Origin of the sequence: Neobacillus drentensis (assembly GCF_036966985.1) — a bacterium.
GTDB lineage: Bacteria > Bacillota > Bacilli > Bacillales > Cytobacillaceae > Neobacillus > Neobacillus drentensis_E.
This window is the reverse complement of sequence record NZ_JBALSN010000164.1, coordinates 24,393-44,475: the sequence shown is the minus strand read 5'-3', so window position 1 is coordinate 44,475 and position 20,083 is coordinate 24,393. Positions and strand designations below refer to the sequence as shown.

Genomic DNA, 20,083 nt, shown 5'->3' with positions numbered 1-20,083 from the left:
TTTATTAAGATAACATTAAATAAAACAAGACAAAATGACTACGGAAATTGATAGAGTTTGCCGTTGATTGGAAAAAATATAGATTACTCATTTAATTTTTTATGTCTTTTTAGTTCTAAATTACTGTTATTGATTCACCATCTATCGGCCCCCTTATAATTTTACTATTTACAATCTTCACGATCTATTAACAAACACCATTTATAATCAAAGTCGTGTATAGAAATCCTATAATCTGAGGGGGAAGAAATCATGACAAATGAGAGAACTTTGGACGAATTAATTAGGAATTTTACCGAACGAAATTTGAAAAAGAATGTAGATCGCCGCAGCTTTCTTTATGGCGCCGGCAAGATTGCAGGACTGTCCCTAGGGTTGGCCATTGCTCAGTCAATGGGAGGATTTAAAGTTGATGCAGCTCCGAATTTCAGTGAATATCCTTTTACTCTTGGTGTCGCTTCTGGAGATCCGTTATCTGATAGTGTCGTTTTATGGACAAGGCTGGCTCCTGATCCGTTAAATGGTGGAGGGATGCCATCTCATATCGTTCCAGTCAATTGGGAACTTGCAACAGATGAAAACTTCCGAAACGTAATCAAACGAGGAACAGAACATGCCTCACCTAACCTCGCGCATTCTGTCCATGTAGAAGTGAGCGGGCTGAAGGCGAACACGGTGTATTTTTACCGATTTAAGACCGGAAATGAACTAAGCCCTGTTGGAAAAACAAAAACCCTTCCGGCAGCAGGTGCCAGCGTAGCAAGCATGACGTTCGCATTCGCTTCCTGTCAGCAATATGAACACGGCTATTATACGGCGTATAAGCATATGGCGAAAGAGGATCTCGATCTTGTCTTCCACGTCGGCGATTACATATATGAATACGGTACGAATGAGTATCTTTCTGCAACGGGCAATGTCCGTGCCCACAAAGGCGATGAAATTATCACGCTTGAAGATTACCGTACTCGTCATGCCCAATATCGTTCAGATGAACACCTAAGGGCTGCACACGCTGCATTCCCGTGGGTGGTTACATGGGATGACCATGAAGTGGAAAACAATTACGCGAATGTCATTCCAGAAAAGGACCAGTCTGTTGAAGCGTTTATCAAGCGCCGTGCCGCTGCTTACCAGGCATATTATGAGCACATGCCGCTTCGCAAGTCGTCATTGCCTCACGATGGAGGGATGCAATTATACAGGGATTTCACTTATGGTGATTTGGCGAACTTCTATGTTCTTGATACACGCCAGTACCGGGATGACCAGGCGAATGGTGATGGTACGAAAGCTCATACACCGGAATCCTTAGATCCAAAGCGTACACTTCTCGGTGCTGAGCAAGAACAATGGTTGTTTAACAATCTAGGAAATTCTAAATCTCATTGGAACGTCCTTGCCCAGCAGATTTTCTTTGCACAGCGCAAATCCGGAACCAGCACGGCTCCAAAATTCAGCATGGATTCATGGGACGGCTATCCGGCACAACGCCAGCGTGTCACAGACTTTATTGCTGGCAAGGATATTAACAATATTATCGTTATTACTGGTGATGTCCATGCAAGCTGGGCTTCTAACCTGACGACTGATTACAACAATCCAGACGCTCCGATTTTTGGAGCAGAGTTTGTGGGAACATCGATCACAACAGGAGGAAATGGATCGGATTGGCGTGCAGATACAGCCAAATCTTTAGCGGATAACCCGCACATTAAATTCTTTAATAATTACCGCGGATATGTTCGATGCCAAGTCACTCCAGAGCAATGGCGTTCAGATTATCGTGTTGTTCCGTTCGTAACCGAGCCGGGAGCTGATATTTCCACAAGAGCATCATTTGTTTATAAGAAAGATCAGACAGGGATCAAGGAAATAGCCACTACTACGGTGCCTATGGGTGTCAAAATGTCTGAAGAAGTCGAAGAAGATCGACACAGAGCCCACGCACGAGCGCATGAAATCCAAATGGAGAAAAAGAAAAAACGTGAAGCCGTTACTAATTAATTTAGTTGAAAGGCTTGGTTTAATGACATTATCGAATCACCCCTACTGACACTTAGAGGAGATGAACTTATATGCTATCCAATATTGGTATTCCAGGGTTAATTTTAGTACTCGTCATTGCTCTAATTATTTTCGGGCCATCAAAGTTGCCGGAAATCGGTCGGGCCTTTGGTCGTACCTTAACTGAATTCAAAGGAGCTGCAAAGGAATTAGTATCTGATGATCACAAAGAGGAAGAGAAAAAACCTGCACTTTCCGCTGTGAGAAAGGAAAACTAATAGAAAAGAGAGCAGGCGGTCTGCCCGTCAGCTCTCTTTCTATGTGTGCGGAGGAATGTTGGAGCAACTTTCACCTAACCGAGTAAGAATAAAAAGGAGGTTTCTAGTATGGACACCAAAGAGATGCGTCTGACAGATCATTTAGAGGAGTTTCGCCGGCGTTTGATTATGACGGTACTGGCTTTTGCTACTTTTCTGATCGCCAATTTTATTTTTGTGCAGGACATTTATAATTGGCTTGTGAAGGATCTTGATGGAAAACTGGCTATCCTTGGTCCGAGTGATATCCTCTGGGTCTACATGATGATTGCAGCAGTATTTGCAGTCGCTGGAACTATTCCAGTAGCCGCCTACCAGACGTGGCGTTTTGTGGCTCCGGCGCTGAATCGTGAAGAAAGTAAGGTGACCTTAAGGTTCATCCCTGGGTTATTCCTGTTGTTTATGGGAGGAATTTCATTCGGGTATTTCGTGCTGTTTCCAATTGTGCTCGGATTTTTAACGAGTCTTTCAGCAGGACAATTTGAAACGATGTTCACAGCTGAAAAATATTTTCGGTTCATGATCAACCTAACACTGCCATTTGGCTTTCTGTTTGAAATGCCGCTCGTGGTGATGTTTTTAACAAGATTAGGTATTCTCAATCCAATTAGGCTAGCCAAGGCGAGGAAACTCTCCTATTTTAGTCTAATTGTTGTATCCATTTTGATCACTCCGCCTGATTTTCTTTCAGATTTTCTGGTTATGATTCCATTGCTTCTACTATATGAAGTGAGCGTATCCTTGTCTAAGATTGTTTACAGGAAAAAATTGCTGCTTGAAGCGGCTCTACAGAACGATGGTCTACCGAAAAGCGGATGATTCACAACAGATCATCAGTGAAAAGAATTAATATAAATTGGAAAATACTTAAGGATGATACCGAAATGGTTTCATCCTTTTATTTATGATGAGTACAAAGAAATTGAAAATGTGTGGGTTATGATTCAAAATGATGATGTTATAATGAATGGAATGTGTAGAAAAATATTGGCTACCAAGAAAGGATATACAAAATGAAAAAATTACTTTTTTTACTAGTTGGCATGTTGGTAATGCTTCCTTCCATTGCCAGCGCCCATACTGAATTAACCACATCCAATCCAACTTCTGGACAAGTTGTTAAAGAGGACCTTAAAGAAATCGTTCTTACATATGAAGGGAAGATTGAATCGTTAAGCACCATGACTTTAGTACAAGATGGTAAGGAAATACCTTTAGTAAGTGTTACCCCACACGAAAACCAGCTAATCGGTTCATTATCAACACCCTTAGAAAATGGTACCTATTCAGTTCAGTGGAGTATTGCTGGTGAAGATGGGCACCCTATATCTGGTAAAATTCCCTTTACGGTGCAAAAGGAAGTAAAGGAAGAACCGAAGGCTGAAACAAAACAGCCGGTTACTCCAAAAAAGGAAGAACCTAAAAAAGAGAATTCTAACCAGGAAAAAACAAAAAATGATTCGACGGATTCTACATCAAATATGAAGAATATTATTATTAGTGTGGTCGTCCTCATTTTAATCATTGGAGTATTCCTATTATTCAGAAGGCAGCGTTAAAATGGGGTTGTTAATTCCTATCGCAGAATTCGGTAATTATTTGTTGTATTCTATTCTTGTTGGGCATGTGGCTTTACAGTTTGTACCTGAAGCAAATAAACCGAGAGTTAATATTCCCATACCTGTTTTACTGCTTTCCACACTTGGAATTATCATTTTCTCATTAGGTCCTATTGTTCAGACTGTTTCCTATTTTCAAGGTGGAGTTGGTCTACCCTTAGCCGTAAAATCTGTTTTGTTGGACTTCCAAGTAGGAAAAGCATGGATTTTTATTGGGTTTATGGCGACATTCTTATATCTAGCAATTTTGCTAAAAGGCTCCAAATATGTGCAAACCATTTTGCTGTTACTGATGATATTAGCTGTTGGATATTCCAGTCATTCTGCTTCACTGTCATTTGGGCCGGGGTTGATGTCGCATAGCACCCATTTTCTAGTCATTACATTATGGACAGGGATACTTATTCATGTTGCATGGTTCTCGAAAGAGTGGTCAAATTGGTCTAAATTTTTACAATGGTTTACTCCCTTTGCCGTTTTCTGTATCCTCATCATAATTATTAGTGGAATCTATCTAATGTTATTTGTGGTTGAACCTAGGGATTATGTACAAACTTGGGTCTTGCCGTATGGACAGATGCTTCTTTTAAAGCATATTAGTATCGTTCCCGTATTAGTTTTTGCCTTAATAAATGGTGTGCTTTCAAGAAAAGCATTTAAAATTCCTTCCTTTAATCCTAACCCATGGTTAAAAGCAGAAAGCATTATTTTATTGCTCGTTTTCTACTTTACAGCGGTGATGGGAACATTATCACCACCACATGAAGTGGAATTCACTGTGAAGTCGGAAGGTGCCTCTAAGTGGGTAGAATGGTTATTGGGGAAAAATATTCTTTCAACCTTACAGTTGGATTTAGTACCGTCCTTTCAATCGGGACTATTAATCATTGTTTCTATCCTATTTTTGTTAATGATTATTATTAGTTTTAAAAGGGTAAAACCTATTCTAGGAGTCGTGTTTGGTGTTGGTTTTATCATAGCATTGTATTTTGGTTTAATTCTGTCTATTGCCATCTAAGCCCTGGCAGACGAATATTAACAAACACAAAATAGGCTGGAATTGTTCAGTCTTTTTTGTGTTTGTTAACAGCCATTCAGACCGGCTAATATACTACTTAGCAAACTGAAAGAAAAATCCTCCAATTAGAGAGAAATTTCTGATATTATAGTTTCATATTTAAAGAGGAGTATGGAAGGGTGCGTGATTCGTTTGAAGAACCACTACGATGTTGTGATTGTAGGCGCGGGGTCCATGGGTATGGCAGCAGGGTATTACTTATCAAAGCTAGGAAAAAGAACTTTATTAATAGATGCAAATGATCCTCCCCATAGCTTAGGCAGTCACCATGGAGATACTAGAATCATTCGTCATGCTTATGGAGAAGGAAGGCAATATGTTCCTCTTGCGCTCGGAGCTCATGAATTATGGCGGGAATTAGAACAAGATTCAGGCATGGAGTTGTTTTCTCCAACTGGTGTTTTATGTGTAGGTGCAGAGGGCTCTCCATTTATCGAAGAGGTAATCAAAAGTGCTAAGGAATTTTCTTTACCACAGGAAGTCCTATCAAGTGATGCGATTAATGCTCGCTGGCCAGGGATTTCTTTGCCAGGGGGATTGGTTGGGTGTTTAGAAAAGAATTCAGGCGTGCTATTTAGTGAAGAATGTATTCGAGCGTATCGCCATCTAGGTTTAGCAAATGGGATGACCCTTGTACCTAATACAAAAGTGGAGAAAATAGACAATTTTGCTGAAGGTGCCATTGTCACCACAAAAAATGAACAATATGCTGCTGATTTTGTCATTGTTTGTTCAGGAGCTTGGACAGGGAAAATCCTTGAAGGCACGGGAGTAGACCTTCCTCTTCAGCCGACACGGAAGACCGTCTCATGGTTTGAATGTGATGAACTTCTCTATGATTCTAGTCATTTTCCTGCTTTCAGTATGGAAGTTGAAAGTCAACATTATTATGGCTTTCCCTCTATGAATGGGAGCGGGGTGAAAATCGGAAGACATGATGGAGGAGAAAAAGTAGATCCAGATTGTTTCAATCGGGAATATAGCGTGAATTCATCTGATGAGCATGAGGCCCGAAGCTTTATGAAGAAGTATCTACCGAAAGCCAATGGTCACTTGATTAAAGGTAAAACATGTCTTTATACACTTACTCCTGATGAACATTTTATTATTGACCATCACCCTATGTTTTCAAATGTCATTATTACGGCTGGTTTTTCTGGACATGGGTTTAAATTTGCAAGCATCATAGGAAAAATTATTTGTGATCTAGTGACAGACGGAAAAACTAATTATGATATCTCCATGTTTTCACTTCATCGTTTTTCAAATGAATTTACTAATTAATAAGGAGGGGAACCTTAAGTCAGGTTTCCCTCTTTTATTTATTAGACAGATCATCACTTTACAATAGCAATATTGTGCTAATAGTTCGAATGATTATCTAGAGCCTTCTTTATTTCAAAACATTATAATTTAGTTAGCTAAAGTGTAAACGCTTTAAAAATGGTGAAAGGTAGAAAGTTATTTTTTTTGAAAATATTTATCTGAAAAATTAAAAAACGTTGAAAAGGAGTTTTTTATGAGCAATCAAAAATATTTAATGGATGATGCCCCTCTAAATAAATTTCACCTTCGAATTACTGCCCTTACTTTCGGTTCTAATTTTTCGGATGGTTTTGCTTTAGGAATTATTGGAATGGCGCTTTCTTTATTAGGACCTGAAATGAAACTAGGACCTATATGGGAAGGATTAATCGGAAGCTCCGCTTTAATTGGTCTCTTTTTTGGTAGTCTGTTACTAGGAGGATTATCCGACCGTATTGGCAGGCAAAAAATCTACTTAGCTAATTTTCTGATTATCACAGTTGCCTCTGCTTTACAGTTTTTTGTACATGATCCATGGACGCTATTCATTTTACGCTTATTGATTGGGATTGCATTAGGTGGAGATTACGCTGTGGGATCGACATTACTTGCTGAGTTTTCCCCTAGAAAGTATAGAGGTTTATTGCTTTCTTCTTTAAATGTACTATGGACAGTCGGTTATGTGGTTTCGAATATAGTCGGTTTTTATTTACAAAAATCAGGCCCGGATTCTTGGCGATGGATGCTTGTGAGTGCTGCTATTCCCGCCTTTATTGTACTAATTTTGCGTATTGGAACTCCAGAATCGCCACTTTGGTTACTTAAAATGGGACGTGTGGAAGAGGCTCGTGCCATCGTAAGAAAATATATTGGACCCAATGCCATAATGGATGAAACGATGAAAGAAAATTCCAAAACAGCTTTCCGTATGGTCGATCTTTTTAGTAAGCATCTTTGGAAGCGGACAACATTTGGATCTTTATTTTATTTATGTCAGGTTGTTCCGTATTTCGCCATCTATACCTTTCTCCCTACCATATTAAGTAAAATGGGATTTGAAGAAACGTTTAGTGTTGATATGCAGCTGAACCTTTTCCTGCTAGTTGGATCCCTCGTTGGGGTTTGGTGTACAGAAAAGCTTACGCGAAGAGGTTTCACCATTTATACGTTCATCATTCTTACCGTTTCGTTATTTATTTTAAGTGTATTGCCTAAAGAATCGCATACTACAGCGATCATCATCTTTGCCACCTTTACTTTTGTGATGTCTGCTGCTTCCAACCTTACATTAGTTTATCCCGCAGAACTTTTCCCTACAGAAATTCGTGGAACAGGTGTCGGCGTCACGACTGCTGTCAGCCGAATTGGTTCTGCGATTGGAACCTTTCTGTTACCTGTAAGTGTTAGTTCATGGGGAATGGGACCATCGATGATTGCGATGAGTTTGATTCTATTGATTGGTACGATTGTCTCCATCGCATGGGCACCAGAAACAAAGTATCTATCGATGACAGAAGTTGATAACCCAGAACTTGAAACGGGGAGCTCTCCAATCATAGATTCTGCGCTTCCAAGTAAAAGAAATTTATTATAAGCTTGATAAGAGGTGTTTTAGATGACCAAGGATGAAAACTTACACCCAAGAGATATAAAAGAGGTTATTCTTGGAGATCAAGAGCTTTCGATTCATGAGGTGGTTGCTGTTGCTAGATATTCAGCAAAAGTTTCCTTTACAGAAGCTTATTGCAACAGGGTAAAAACATCACGTGGATTAATCGAAAAGTTTTTACAAGAAGAGCGAGCGATTTATGGAGTGACAACCGGATTTGGCAGTAATGTCACAAAAGTAATCTCGAAGAACGATGCTGAAATCCTGCAACGAAATATTGTTCGTTCTCATGCAGTTTCGGTAGGAGAGCCGCTGGAAAAAGAAGTGGTTAGAGCTATTCAGCTAATGATCCTAAACCATTTAGGTCATGGATTTTCAGGCGTCAGTTTAGCGGTTTTAGAACTTATGGCCGAATTATTGAATCATGATATCTTACCAGTTGTACCAGGTGATGGTTCAGTGGCCTATCTTGCTCCTGAAGCACACATCGCCTTAGTATTAATGGGTGAAGGGAAAGCGTGGTATAATGGTGAGCTCCTTGCAGGTTATGATGCTTTAGAAAAAGCGGGATTAATACCAGTTGTACTTGGCTGTAAAGAAGGACTAGCCCTTTTAAGTGGAACGACTTCCGTTACTGCTTTTGCTACTCTCGCCTTATACCAAGCGATTCAAGCTGTGAAGACAGCAGATATTTCGGGAGCAATGTCGTTTGAGTCGTTAAAAGGAACGATAAACGCATTTGATCCGCGCCTCCATTCCGTAAAAAAACATGTGGAACAGGGTAATACAGCTCGTAATTTAGTAAGAATCCTTAATGGCAGTAAAATTGCCGAAGAGTATAAGGATTATCGATTACAAGATGCGCTAAGTCTGCGCTGTATTCCACATGTCCATGGTGCTGTAAAGAAGGTATTGAAAAATACGTTGGAAAACCTCATGAATGAAATGCAGTCCGTAAGTGATAATCCAATCATCTGGCCTGAAGGTGATGATGGAATTGCTCTAATGGGAGGAAACTTCGACAGCTCCTTCATAGGAATAGATGCAGATTCGATGTGTATTGCCATGGCGAATTTAGCTAAGATAGCGGAGCGTCGGATAGATCGCTTAGTGAATTATCATGTAAGTGAACTGCCAAACTTCTTAGTAGCCAATCCGGGTTTGAATAATGGCTATATGATTCCCCAATACACAGCTGCCGGATTATTAAATGAAATTAGAGTTCTTGCACATCCCGCCACCATTGATAATGTCTCCACTTGTGCGAATCAAGAGGATGTGGTGAGTTTTGCTTATTTTGCTGCTAAGAAAGCCTATCAAATTTCAAAGAAGCTTCAATATATTTTAGCGATTGAATTGATGCTTGGCACGCAGGCATTGGATTTCTATGGATCATTGAGTCCATCGCCAGTTACCGGAAAAGTTCATCAGTTTATCCGAGCGGAAGTACCAACAGTACAAGAGGACCGATTTTTCCATCCTGATATCGAAATCATTTTCCATTATATCCAAGAAGGAGAAATCGTCTCACTAGTCGAAGAGTTAATTGGAGAATTAGAATAATGATAGTTTAAGGAGGAAGGTACTGAAAAGCTTCTTCCTTTTCATTACCTAAGAAGACAGGCTGAACGAGGGGAATTATTATGAAGCAAGATCCAAACCGCGCTGCTTTTTCACATCTGCTACTCTCGGGAACGCTTGTCCATGAAGGGACATTTGCAGAGTTACAACAAAAATTTGGGATTTCTATTCATCCACATTTAGTGATGGTTATTTCAATCGACCGTTATCCTGATATTGCAAGCGTAAGCGGAAATTCTTTGGAGTGGAGAAAAAAAGTTGGGCAGCAGCTAGTGGGGAAAATTGAGGAAACCGTACGAATACCTTTTCTTTGGAATTGGATTGAAGAGGGGGTTCTTGCTCTTCTTTTAGAATTGGAGGAACAGGATTCAGTAAATGAGTTTAATAGAAAAATGGTGAATATGGCAAAAGAAATTCAACTTGCTACCCATTCTATTGACCTTTCTGTATCGATAGGGATTGGGAGATATTATCAAGATCCTTATGCGCTTTACCAATCCTTTCTAGAAGCGAGGAAATCGATGTCTGGCCGCTTTTTCCAAGGGAATCAATTAATCTTTCATTGCGAAATGAAACGAAATAATGAGGAACCAGTCATCAATCCGTTTAATGAAGAAAAGGCTGAGCTGCTTGCCCTTGTTAAAATTGGCGATGTAGAAGGGATTATTGTTCATTTGAAACGCCTCATGGAAAAATTAGCTGTTGCAAGTCAATTTAATGAGGATATTTTCAAAACAGAAGTAGTTTCCATTGTCTTATTATTGTCTAAACGGGTGATTGATTCAGGCGCAAATGCAATAACCATCCATTCAAATAATACTAATTTTATACAAAATTTGTATCATATTATTCGATACGATAAATTTGTCAATGAGGCTCTTGAATATGCAGTTTGGCTGACAGAGCAATCTGAAAACACGAATCTTAATGAAGTAAGTCCTGTTATTCAACAAGCTATTGGTTATATTAAAGAACACTATCAGAAGAGTATTTCTCTAAATGAGATAGCACAATATTGCTGCTTGAGCCGGCATCATTTTAGTCATTTGTTTAAAAAAGAAGTAGGGATTAGTTTGATTGATTATTTAAATCGAATGAGAATTGACATGTCTTTGTCGTATTTAGAAATGACTGATTTGCCAATTAGTGAGATTGCTGAGAAAATAGGTTTCCAGGATGCCAATTATTTTAGCCGCATGTTTAAAAAGTATATGCAGTTTAGGCCTTCAGATTATCGATTAGCAAGAAATTGAATTGTACTATAATTTCATTTAATTTTCCCCATAATGAATCAAGGCCGAGATGCTTCTCAAAAGTGGTTCGGCCTTTTTCTCTGTTTACAGTGCTTCTAGAAGCAACTCGATTGGTTCGTGAGAAACTGTCTGTGCACAATAGTTAAATAAAAACTTCAAATTTAAAAGGGATAGGCAAGCAAGCCTATCCCATTTTTCAAAAGCTAGTTACAATAATACGGTTTGTAATGCCACTTCTATATTCCCTTTCGTTGCCTTCGAGTAAGGGCAAACAGTATGCGCTAGAGCGACTAAATCCTCTGCTTCTTCCAATGAAATTCCTTTAACGGCAACAAACAATGCAACTGCTAGTTTGAATCCTCCATCAAGATCCTTCCCAATTGATACTTCGGCTGTAACTTTTGATTCAATCCGCTTTCTCGATTGTCTTGCCACTAAATTCAATGCACTATCGAAGCAAGCAGCATATCCAGCTGCAAATAATTGTTCTGGATTTGTAGCATTTTCTTTTTCTTGTCCACCGAGTGATTTGGGCATGGATAGTGCCAAGTCTAGTGTTCCGTCACTGCTTTTTACTTTCCCTAATCTTCCGCCCTCTGCCGTAGCTTTCGCTGTATATAATGATTCCATTTTAACGACCCCTTTTCAATTTTGTAAAATTAAGTTGTGTGCAATTAGATATTACAAAATCATCTTACCTCCAAAAGTTATAGAAGTCAACAATTAAATTGTGTATAATTAAATTGTGTTTATTAAGTGGCGGATTGTGTATGATATATATTAAGAAGAAAGTGAAAGGAACTTAGGGATGGATAATCAGAATTTAAAGCTTGAAAATCAAATCTGTTTTAAAATTTATACAGCCGAACGAGAAATCACAAAGCTATATAGAGATTTACTTGAAGACCTCGATGTCACATACCCGCAATATCTTGTCTTGTTAGTATTATGGGAGAAAGATTCAATCACTGTAAAAGAACTGGGACAAAAGCTATTTTTAGATTCCGGTACGTTAACTCCTATGCTCAAACGGATGGAGGGAAATCATCTTTTAGAGCGCAAGCGATCCTTAGAGGATGAAAGAAGTGTGATCATTTCACTGACAAAAAAAGGGGAAGAACTTAAACAGAAAGCCGAATGCATTCCTTCGCAATTGTTACAAAACCTATCAACGGATTATGAAGAATTGAAGAATTTAGATCACACCCTTACCACCATTCTTCAACGTATTCAAAAAGTAAAAGAGAATTAGAATATGTATAAAGCGGTAAAGTGAGGCGAGAGCGCATGCTCTTGTCTTTTTTGCTTTTATAGTGGTTGACCAACTCATAGAGATTTCAGGAACTTCTGAAAATTCAGTTGACTTATCGCGTCGTTGTTTTAATATAGAAAATATAAAACGTTGTTTTGCTTATAAAACAATATATAGGAGGGAACAACATATGCCATTTTTACAAGTAGAAGATTTACAGATTCATTATGAAATCGAGGGAGAGGGACCTCCATTAATGATCTTACATGGAATGGGAAATAACTCTCAGTCCTGGAAGAAGCAATTACAGGGCTTATCAAAACAGTTCATGGTGATTGCCTGGGATGCGCCTGGATACGGGAAAAGTTCGGATCCAATAATAGAATTGAAAGAATTTAGCCAGTTTGCTGATGTGTTGAAAGGATTTATCGAAAAATTAAACTATTCATCTGTTACGCTGCTAGGACATTCGATGGGTTCAGCAATTGCACTCGACTTTTGTTACCGCTTTCCTGAAATGGTGGATGCGTTAATTATTTCAGATGCAACTAGAGGTGCCGCGGCCTTGAGTAAGGAAGAGAATGAACGGAGATTAAACAACCGCCTTCATAACATTGAAACACTAGATCCAAAAGAACTAGCGAAACTACGTGTACAGGAACTTCTATCTCCACAACCGGATCCTGAAATAAAGAAAGAAGCAGAAAGAATCTATTCGCAAATCAGACCAATGGGCTTCCGCTCTGTAGCCTATTCGCTTTTTTCTCTGAATCAAATGGATATCCTCTCGGCTATCCATGTACCTACTCTAGTAATTTGCGGAGAATTAGATCGAGTGACACCTGTTAGTGAATCGCAGATATTTCATGAGGGAATTATGGGATCCACATTTGTGACGATCCCTGGAACCGGACATTTGTGTTATCAAGAAGACCCTGCTAGTTTTAATGGAATCGTCCTTGGCTTTCTAACCTCTTTACCGATAATTAAATAAGGGAATATCTTTCTTTGCTTAAATTTTGATAAAATAGTAGTATAAGTAAATTAACAATGAGATGGTGAATTACTGATGGCAAAAGAAGAAAAGGACAGATATAATGCCAATTCGCTCGTAAGGGGATTGGAGATTTTAAAGTTATTTAGTGAAGAGCGTCCGACATTATCCTTAGTAGAAATTGCAAAAGAACTCGATGTGAGTCGAACTGTTCCGTTTCGATTATTGTATACACTGCAAACACTTGGATATCTTGACCAGGATGAACACACGAAACGCTACAGTTTAACTCCAAAAGTGCTAGAATTAGGATTTGCCTATTTAAGTACTTTAAAACTCCCTGAAATTGCTCAGCCTTATTTAGAAAAATTACGGGATGAGACAGGGGCATCTTGTCATTTATCTATTTTGGATGGTCAAGAAGTCGTTTATGTCGGCAGTGCTCCTGTACGTGGAGTTTCCGCGGTAAATGTGAATATCGGATTAAGACTGCCCGCCCATGCGGTCGCCAATGGAAAGGTGCAGCTTGCTTATCAGCCACAAGAAAAACTGAACCAAATATTATTTGGCTCGAATTTAAAACCTTATACGGAGCGAACACAAACCGATTATATGGATTTTGGGCAGGATTTAGCAGCGATCCGTGAAAAAGGGTATGCGATTACAAAGGGGGAATTCCACCATGGAATTCAGTCCGTGGCTGCACCTGTTTTTGAGCGAACGGGTAAAGTAATGGCCGCGATTAATTTGGTTGCAACTGAGGCAACGTTCAACCAAGATTTTATTGAAAAAATAGCCGTACCTAAAGTGCTGGAAACTTCCGAAATTCTATCCGGTTTTATGGGCTACCATACTAAAGTGAACTAGAAAGCTTGCGAACAATCGCAAGCTTTTTTTGATGCACGTTTTATATGTAAAACATTTTTTATTAAATAAAACAAATTACACTATTACGGTTGACACAATTTTCTCAAAACTTTAAAATAAACTTAGTAGCAAACTTCGTTTTGTATATAAAACACATTCGTTGCTACTGGAAAATAAATGAAGGAGGGATAAAAGTCCGTTTGGGCGATTGAAATATTATATACTAGATAATAAAATCTTATGGAAGCGTGTTCATTGGGATTCAAAACAAAAAGGGGGCACTTTTCTTGCTGAAAACGAATAAACGTTGGATTTATATTGCCATGCCTATTTTCTTCTTTTGGTTTTTTGGGCAAATTGACAAATTAGGGATTTCAATTATTCAAACCGATCAAGGTTTCCTAACAGATCTTGGATTAACGGGTGCCGATAAGAACGCAAAAATTGGAATGATTACGTTTATCTTTACGATTTCTTATGCCTTATCCAATATCTTTTGGGGTTTTATCATAGACAAGCTTGGGGCAAGGAAGACAGGTATCATCGGTCTAATTGTATGGGCAATTACGATGGTGGTTGGCGGGTTATCTACTTCCTACGAGATGTTTATTGTGAGCCGTGTCATTCTTGGAATTGGTGAAGGAATGATGATTCCAATTTGCGGCAAGTTTATCTCCAATTGGTTCCACCAGCGCGAACTTGGCCGGGCGCAATCTTCATGGCTGGCAGGAAACTATTTAGGACCGGCATGTGGAGCCATTATCTTAACTCTTGTAATTGCTACTTTCCATTGGCAGGCCGCCTTTTTTGTTTTAGCAGCGTTTAATATTTTAATTGTTCTACCCATGTTTATCTTCCTTACACGTGATACTCCTGAAGAACATCCACGATTGGATCCAAAGGAATTAGCATATATTCGTCAAACAGATTCCAAGGTAATAACGAAAAAACAAAACTTTGCTCAAGACTACCGTTATTGGATTGTTTGGTTCGGCATGTTAGTGTCATCGTTCTTATTTTTTGGGATTAGTATTTGGCTTCCTACTTATTTAGTTGGTGCGAAAGGATTCTCAAGAGAGGCGATGACTGGAATCACCTCGTTATCTTGGCTCTTTGCCTTGGGATTCGTTCTAATTTGTGGGTATTTGGCGGATAAAACTAAGCGTCCTAGTTTACTTGCGACGATTCTATTTCTTTTAACAGCCACCTTTTTAACAGCAGCGATTCTTTCTCCGCAGCCAGTGATGGCGGGGGTTTGCATGGGCTTAGCGATGGGAACACAAGGGGGCGTATTCCATTTAAGTAACTTATTTATGGTTAAATTCTCGACACCTGAAACAGCCGGCCGTGCAGCTGGATTAATGGGTTTCACGAACATTTTAGGCGGGTTTTCTAGCTATATTATGGGCTTTATGGTTGATATCGCAGGAGGGGACTTTGGACCGTCGATTGTCATGCTGATTATCGCAGCTGCGCTCGGATTTATTGCGTATCTGTTCACATTAAAAAGAGAAGCGTCTGAGCTCAAGATTGAGAGCATACCTCCCAATCGGGTGACGATCTAATATGTATATCGAGGATGTTACGTATACAAAACATAGTTTTAAATATTAAATTTTCTCAATATTTTTAATTGACAATTAAGGTATTGAGATTTATTATTGGTTTATAAAGAAAACAATGTTTTATATATAAAACAAAGAGGAGTGTTGAAAATGTCTGAGGAAAAATTTTCGGTAGAAGCATTTGAAAAGAAATATGTGGCGAGGTTAAAGGATCGCACGCTCGATTGGAATGTGCTGAAGTTCCAGGAAGAAATTGATCCAGCTTATCGCCGGGCGCAAATGAGATATATTGGCCGAGGTGCGACAGCGAATAATGATTCAAATGTGATTGCAGCGGAACACTTTACCTTAAGCACGATGGTTTTACCAGCAGGGTGTATGGGCCCGCTTCATTTACACGATGATGTCGAAGAAGTTTTCTTTGTAATCAAAGGTAGTGTGACAGCTCTGATCCAAGAAGAGGGCGAAAGTGAAGTCCATGAAATTGTTTTAAATGAAAGGGATTGCATTAGCTCCCCTCCAGGCGTCTATCGCGGCCTTCGTAACGATACGGAAGATGAGGCATTAATGCTTGTCATGTTAGGTGCAGTCAAGCCGAATTTACCAACCTATCCAAAAGGCAGTGCCTTAGAAGAACTACGCATCCAGCGTGCTAAGGAAAGAGAAGCTATTATTAACGGAAAGTAATTTGACAATTAGGCAGATGTGTTAAACATGCTCCCTGATTACCTGTGGCAGGGATGGTCCTCTTACATGAACCCAGGATCATCCCTGTTTCCTTTAAAAATAAAGAAAGTGGAGGTGGCAAGATGTTAGGTATTACTCATTTACGGCATATCAGCTTAATTACCCCTGTTCTTAAGGAACAAGCTGATTTTTATGAAAAGATCTGGGGATTAGATAAAGTGGCACAAGATGAACATTCGGTTTATTTTCGCGGCGCAGGCCCTGAAAACCATATATTAAGTTTGCATGCAGGTGAACAAAGAGGCCTACACCATATTGCGTTTGGAATGGTGGATAAAAATGCTGTCGATCGTGCAGCGGAAATCCTTGCTTCAAAGGGTGTCAAGATTGTTTCCCCGCCAGGATATTTAGATGAAGAGGGAAAAGGATATGGCTTGCGCTTTGTTGATCCGGAAAATCGGTGCATTGAATTATCCGCTTGGGTCGAAATTCATACTTCGATTTGGAACAAGAAAAACGTCGATCCGGTCAAATTGAACCACGTCGTAATGAACACGAAAGACCTGGATATGATTACTGATTTTTATACGAATGTCTTAGGGTTTAAGGTGACTGACTGGAGTGAACACCAAATGTCCTTCTTGCGCTGTAACCGAAAACACCATTCGATTGCCTTCAATCAAGATGCTCACGCCTCCGTTAACCATATCGCCTATGAAGTCGATACCGTCGATGAGGTAATGAGAGGAATCAGTAATGTAAGAAAAGCAGGCTATCAAGAGATTTGGGGCCCTGGCCGCCATGGTCCTGGAAACAATGTATTTTGTTATTTTCAAGATCCCGGGAAGTTTGTCATGGAGTATACCTGTTACTTAGAAACGATTGAAGATGAGTCAGAATGGCGGGCACGAGTATGGAAGAGGGTACCGCATCTAATGGACCAATGGGGCATTGCCGGACCGCCAAAACCTGAAACGAGAGCAGCGATGGGTGGAGTGCCAGATCCAGGATGGGTCGATGTAAAAACATTGGTATAGCCGAAAAGGGGTGTCACGATGGATTTAGGATTAAAGGGTAAAGTAGCGGTCATTATGGGAGGAACCTCTGGTGTTGGCTTAAAAACAGCAGAGATGTTTCTTCAGGAAGGGGCCAGCGTCGCGGTTTGCGGCAGAAATAGTGAGCGCAAAGACCAAGCTTATGATCACCTCACGAAATTTGGACCAGCAACCTCCATTTTTGCCGCAACCTGTGACGTTACCAATAAAGATGAAGTTAACGAATTTATCAGCGGTACAGCAGACTATTTTGGCGGAATTGATATTCTTGTCAATGCGGCAGGACAAAGTGTGATGGGGCATTTCTTTGATGTCACAGATGAACAATGGCAGCAGCAAATTCAATTGAAATACTTTGCGATTATTTATGCGGTGAAGGCAGTTCATCCTTATTTGGTTAAACGAGGCGGCGGCCGCATCGTTAATATTAATGCAACGTTAGCAAAAGAGCCGGAACGACATATGATTGCCACTGCGGCAACGAGAGCAGGATTATTGAATTTAAGTAAGACATTATCACAAGAACTTGCGTCCGATAATATTTTAGTCAACTCAGTCAGCTTAGGCTTAATTCGAACCGATCAATGGGAACGGAGAAGATTGAAAAATGCTCCAGATATGAACGCTGAAGACTATTATGCGGAATTAGCGAAAAAGCGGAATATCCCTCTAGGCAGAGTAGGAGAAGCAGAGGAAGTAGCTAGTGTGATCTTATTTTTAGCCTCAAATAAAGCAAGCTATGTATCAGGTTCAACAATTGAAACCGCTGGAGCGCTCGGGAAAGCGCTTTAATTCATAGATAAAGGCAGGAATGAATGATGAGTGAAGTGAAGCAATTAGAATTTACAACAGCTGACGCAGTGGTCCAAGAACTTGTTCGTGCAGGTGTGGAAGTAGCGTTTGGAATTGTGAGTATCCACAATATGCCGATTTATGATGCGATTCTCCGAGAAGGAAGTATTCATTTAGTTTGTTCCCGCGGGGAAAGTGGAGCGGCCAATATGGCAGATGGCTATGCGAGAGCGACAGGAAAATTGGGCGTCGTGATTACAAGTACGGGAACAGGGGCTGGAAATGCAGCCGGTTCGCTAATTGAAGCATGGGCCGCAGGTGTGCAGGTTCTTCATCTTACCGGCGAGGTGGCTTCCCCTTACTTAGGAACGGGCAGAGGATATATTCATGAATGTAAAGACCAGTTATCGATGATGGAAGGCTCTTGTAAAAAAGCCGTTCGGTTAAGAAGACCTGAGCAAGCAGGTGCGGTCGTTAGACAAGCGATCCAAGATGCGTTTGCTTATCCGGCAGGACCAGTGACACTTGAAATCCCCATTGATTTTCAATCGGCCATTATCCCTAAGCATTCGATTGAGGAATTCAGCTATTTAGCTCCAACCAATCAACCCATTCCAACCTTACCTGAAGAGGTAGTAAGCAAAATTAGTCATGCTCGCCGGCCGGTTATTTGGGCAGGAGGAGGGGTGATTACTTCTGGCGCATCGAAAGAGGTGACAGCGCTTGCCGAAAAGATTGGGGCAGCCGTGATCACCAGCCAATCGGGTAAAGGAAGTATACCTGAAGATCATCCACAATGTATCGGCCACTTTGCTGCGAATGAATTAACGAAAAATCTCTTGAATGATGCTGATTTGTTGATCAGTATTGGCGTGAGATTTAGAGGAAATGAAACTGCGAATTGGAAAGTCCCTGCTCCAAAAGAACATATCGCGATTGATGCTGACTTCCAGGCGATGAATCGAAACTATGAAACTAGCTATGGACTTGTCGGCGATGCCAAACATATTTTACAAGGTTTAAATCAAGCATTAGCTCAAACGTCAGTGGCTCCGGATCCTTCTTATCTTGATGAAGTGCAGTCCGTTCGCGAAGAATTGCGGACCCAGTTACGAGCGACGCTTGGTCCTTATGAGCAAATCCTTGATGGCATGCGAAAAGCATTGCCTAAAAACACAATTTTAGTCCGGGATGTAACCGTTCAGGCAAATGTATGGGGAAGCCGGTTATTTGAAATCTATGAGCCAAGAACATCGATTCACGCATCAGGCGGGGGAATTGGTCAAGGGCTGCCAACGGCGATTGGTGCGCAAATGGCCAATAAAGATCAGTCTGTTGTGTTAATGGCGGGAGATGGCGGCTTTATGGTTAATGTTGGCGAAATGGCCACCGCCGCCCAAGAGAAACTGCCGTTGATTGTCGTTCTATTTGATGATGCTGGCTACGGGGTGCTCCGAAATATTCAAGATGCAGCATATGGCCGTCAGGTAGCGGTTGATTTAATGAGTCCTGACTTTGTGTTATTAGCGCAATCGATGGGATTTGATGCCGCGCGAATTGGTTCAGCAGCAGAATTTGTCACTGAGCTGGAAAAGGCCGTTGCAAGTAAAAAGCCTAGCATGATTGTGGTCGATATGGAAGCAGTCGGACCAATGGCGAAACCATTTGGAGGTCCTCCAGGTGCAGCAGATGCTTTCAAACCGAAAAAGTTGTAGGGAGGAATAAACGTGATTTCAACACATCCATATGTTTCAGGAAAATACTTAATTGGCGGACAGTGGATCCAAGCCGCAAAAACAGCGAAGGTCATCAATCCAGCTCAGACGAATGAAGTGGTCGGCGAAGTCGCCCTATGTTCAAAGGCGGAAGTAGACGAAGCGGTAGGAACGGCTGCTAAAGCCTATGAAAGCTGGTCGCAAAGTGAGATTGAGGACCGGGCGAACCGGATGAGGCTTGCAGCTGAGGAAATTAAGGCCATCGTGGAAGAGAATGTTAGTTTACTAGTTCGCGAGAATGGCAAGGTGTTGGTTGAAGCGAAGAAAGATTTGCTTCGTTGTGTCGATATCATGAAACAAGGGGCAGAAGAATTATTAGAGTGGTGG

At 40.5% G+C, this 20,083-nt stretch carries 19 protein-coding genes; 18 read left to right on the top strand and 1 reads right to left on the bottom strand.

From position 1 onward, the window contains the following. Positions 1 to 252 precede the first annotated feature (252 nt). From V7659_RS11430 to V7659_RS11390, 9 genes are all read left to right on the top strand, one after another. Positions 253 to 2,007 (top strand): alkaline phosphatase D family protein, encoded by a 1,755-nt coding sequence (locus V7659_RS11430; protein WP_335452630.1) that lies wholly within the window; start codon positions 253 to 255, stop codon positions 2,005 to 2,007. A gap of 71 nt (positions 2,008 to 2,078) precedes the next feature. Then, a complete protein-coding gene (locus V7659_RS11425) occupies positions 2,079 to 2,285 on the top strand; it encodes a twin-arginine translocase TatA/TatE family subunit (RefSeq protein ID WP_026564126.1) in 207 nt (68 codons plus the stop codon). 108 nt (positions 2,286 to 2,393) lie between these two features. Then, positions 2,394 to 3,143, top strand: coding sequence for a twin-arginine translocase subunit TatC (tatC, locus tag V7659_RS11420; RefSeq protein WP_335452627.1), 750 nt, complete (start codon positions 2,394 to 2,396; stop codon positions 3,141 to 3,143). Positions 3,144 to 3,337: 194 nt separating this feature from the next. Continuing rightward, entirely contained in the window at positions 3,338 to 3,883 is a 546-nt protein-coding gene (locus V7659_RS11415; protein ID WP_335452625.1) for a copper resistance CopC family protein, read from the top strand. 1 nt (position 3,884) lies between these two features. After that, positions 3,885 to 4,961: a copper resistance D family protein gene (locus tag V7659_RS11410; RefSeq protein WP_335452622.1), complete on the top strand. Its 1,077-nt coding sequence runs from the start codon at positions 3,885 to 3,887 to the stop codon at positions 4,959 to 4,961. A 192-nt stretch (positions 4,962 to 5,153) separates the two neighbouring features. Then, positions 5,154 to 6,305 carry an N-methyl-L-tryptophan oxidase gene (gene solA / locus V7659_RS11405; RefSeq protein WP_420491241.1) on the top strand — a complete coding sequence of 384 codons (1,152 nt, stop codon included), beginning with the start codon at positions 5,154 to 5,156 and terminating at the stop codon, positions 6,303 to 6,305. Between the two features lie 235 nt (positions 6,306 to 6,540). Then, a complete protein-coding gene (locus V7659_RS11400) occupies positions 6,541 to 7,920 on the top strand; it encodes an MFS transporter (RefSeq protein WP_335452616.1) in 1,380 nt (459 codons plus the stop codon). Positions 7,921 to 7,941: 21 nt separating this feature from the next. Then, positions 7,942 to 9,498, top strand: a complete 1,557-nt coding sequence (locus V7659_RS11395) for an HAL/PAL/TAL family ammonia-lyase (RefSeq protein WP_335452614.1) — start codon at positions 7,942 to 7,944, stop codon at positions 9,496 to 9,498. Between the two features lie 80 nt (positions 9,499 to 9,578). Further along, positions 9,579 to 10,769, top strand: a complete 1,191-nt coding sequence (locus V7659_RS11390; RefSeq protein ID WP_335452611.1) for a helix-turn-helix domain-containing protein — start codon at positions 9,579 to 9,581, stop codon at positions 10,767 to 10,769. Between the two features lie 207 nt (positions 10,770 to 10,976). Here V7659_RS11390 and V7659_RS11385 read toward each other — a convergent pair whose 3' ends face one another. After that, positions 10,977 to 11,399 (bottom strand): organic hydroperoxide resistance protein, encoded by a 423-nt coding sequence (locus tag V7659_RS11385; protein WP_335452608.1) that lies wholly within the window; start codon positions 11,397 to 11,399, stop codon positions 10,977 to 10,979. A 178-nt stretch (positions 11,400 to 11,577) separates the two neighbouring features. Here V7659_RS11385 and V7659_RS11380 point away from each other — a divergent pair, with 178 nt between their 5' ends. The 9 genes from V7659_RS11380 to V7659_RS11340 form a co-directional block, all read left to right on the top strand. After that, complete coding sequence (locus tag V7659_RS11380; RefSeq protein WP_335452604.1) at positions 11,578 to 12,021, top strand: MarR family winged helix-turn-helix transcriptional regulator; 444 nt, start codon at positions 11,578 to 11,580, stop codon at positions 12,019 to 12,021. A 190-nt stretch (positions 12,022 to 12,211) separates the two neighbouring features. After that, complete coding sequence (locus tag V7659_RS11375) at positions 12,212 to 13,015, top strand: alpha/beta fold hydrolase (RefSeq protein ID WP_335452601.1); 804 nt, start codon at positions 12,212 to 12,214, stop codon at positions 13,013 to 13,015. A 75-nt stretch (positions 13,016 to 13,090) separates the two neighbouring features. Then, a complete protein-coding gene (locus tag V7659_RS11370) occupies positions 13,091 to 13,882 on the top strand; it encodes an IclR family transcriptional regulator (RefSeq protein ID WP_335452599.1) in 792 nt (263 codons plus the stop codon). A gap of 287 nt (positions 13,883 to 14,169) precedes the next feature. Then, the gene (locus V7659_RS11365; RefSeq protein WP_335452596.1) at positions 14,170 to 15,447 is read left to right on the top strand and encodes an MFS transporter; all 1,278 of its coding nucleotides are present in this window, start codon (positions 14,170 to 14,172) and stop codon (positions 15,445 to 15,447) included. A gap of 150 nt (positions 15,448 to 15,597) precedes the next feature. Continuing rightward, positions 15,598 to 16,134, top strand: coding sequence for a cupin domain-containing protein (locus tag V7659_RS11360; RefSeq protein ID WP_335452593.1), 537 nt, complete (start codon positions 15,598 to 15,600; stop codon positions 16,132 to 16,134). Positions 16,135 to 16,256: 122 nt separating this feature from the next. Beyond that, a complete protein-coding gene (locus tag V7659_RS11355) occupies positions 16,257 to 17,171 on the top strand; it encodes a VOC family protein (protein ID WP_144550377.1) in 915 nt (304 codons plus the stop codon). Positions 17,172 to 17,189: 18 nt separating this feature from the next. Continuing rightward, on the top strand, positions 17,190 to 17,981 hold the full coding sequence (locus V7659_RS11350; protein ID WP_335452590.1) for an SDR family oxidoreductase: 792 nt from the start codon (positions 17,190 to 17,192) through the stop codon (positions 17,979 to 17,981). 26 nt (positions 17,982 to 18,007) lie between these two features. Then, on the top strand, positions 18,008 to 19,696 hold the full coding sequence (locus V7659_RS11345; RefSeq protein ID WP_420491240.1) for a thiamine pyrophosphate-binding protein: 1,689 nt from the start codon (positions 18,008 to 18,010) through the stop codon (positions 19,694 to 19,696). Between the two features lie 12 nt (positions 19,697 to 19,708). Beyond that, positions 19,709 to 20,083 (top strand): aldehyde dehydrogenase family protein (locus tag V7659_RS11340; RefSeq protein ID WP_335540117.1); only part of this gene is annotated, 375 nt, incomplete at its 3' end.

Coding starts and splice junctions, on each gene's coding strand:
- V7659_RS11355 (WP_144550377.1), top strand. CDS start 16,257: ATGTTAGGTATTACTCATTTACGGCATATCAGCTTAATTACCCCTGTT.
- V7659_RS11360 (WP_335452593.1), top strand. CDS start 15,598: ATGTCTGAGGAAAAATTTTCGGTAGAAGCATTTGAAAAGAAATATGTG.
- V7659_RS11395 (WP_335452614.1), top strand. CDS start 7,942: ATGACCAAGGATGAAAACTTACACCCAAGAGATATAAAAGAGGTTATT.
- V7659_RS11390 (WP_335452611.1), top strand. CDS start 9,579: ATGAAGCAAGATCCAAACCGCGCTGCTTTTTCACATCTGCTACTCTCG.
- tatC (WP_335452627.1), top strand. CDS start 2,394: ATGGACACCAAAGAGATGCGTCTGACAGATCATTTAGAGGAGTTTCGC.
- V7659_RS11380 (WP_335452604.1), top strand. CDS start 11,578: ATGGATAATCAGAATTTAAAGCTTGAAAATCAAATCTGTTTTAAAATT.
- V7659_RS11385 (WP_335452608.1), bottom strand. CDS start 11,399: ATGGAATCATTATATACAGCGAAAGCTACGGCAGAGGGCGGAAGATTA.
- V7659_RS11430 (WP_335452630.1), top strand. CDS start 253: ATGACAAATGAGAGAACTTTGGACGAATTAATTAGGAATTTTACCGAA.
- V7659_RS11350 (WP_335452590.1), top strand. CDS start 17,190: ATGGATTTAGGATTAAAGGGTAAAGTAGCGGTCATTATGGGAGGAACC.
- V7659_RS11400 (WP_335452616.1), top strand. CDS start 6,541: ATGAGCAATCAAAAATATTTAATGGATGATGCCCCTCTAAATAAATTT.
- V7659_RS11345 (WP_420491240.1), top strand. CDS start 18,008: ATGAGTGAAGTGAAGCAATTAGAATTTACAACAGCTGACGCAGTGGTC.
- V7659_RS11375 (WP_335452601.1), top strand. CDS start 12,212: ATGCCATTTTTACAAGTAGAAGATTTACAGATTCATTATGAAATCGAG.
- V7659_RS11415 (WP_335452625.1), top strand. CDS start 3,338: ATGAAAAAATTACTTTTTTTACTAGTTGGCATGTTGGTAATGCTTCCT.
- V7659_RS11425 (WP_026564126.1), top strand. CDS start 2,079: ATGCTATCCAATATTGGTATTCCAGGGTTAATTTTAGTACTCGTCATT.
- V7659_RS11410 (WP_335452622.1), top strand. CDS start 3,885: ATGGGGTTGTTAATTCCTATCGCAGAATTCGGTAATTATTTGTTGTAT.
- V7659_RS11370 (WP_335452599.1), top strand. CDS start 13,091: ATGGCAAAAGAAGAAAAGGACAGATATAATGCCAATTCGCTCGTAAGG.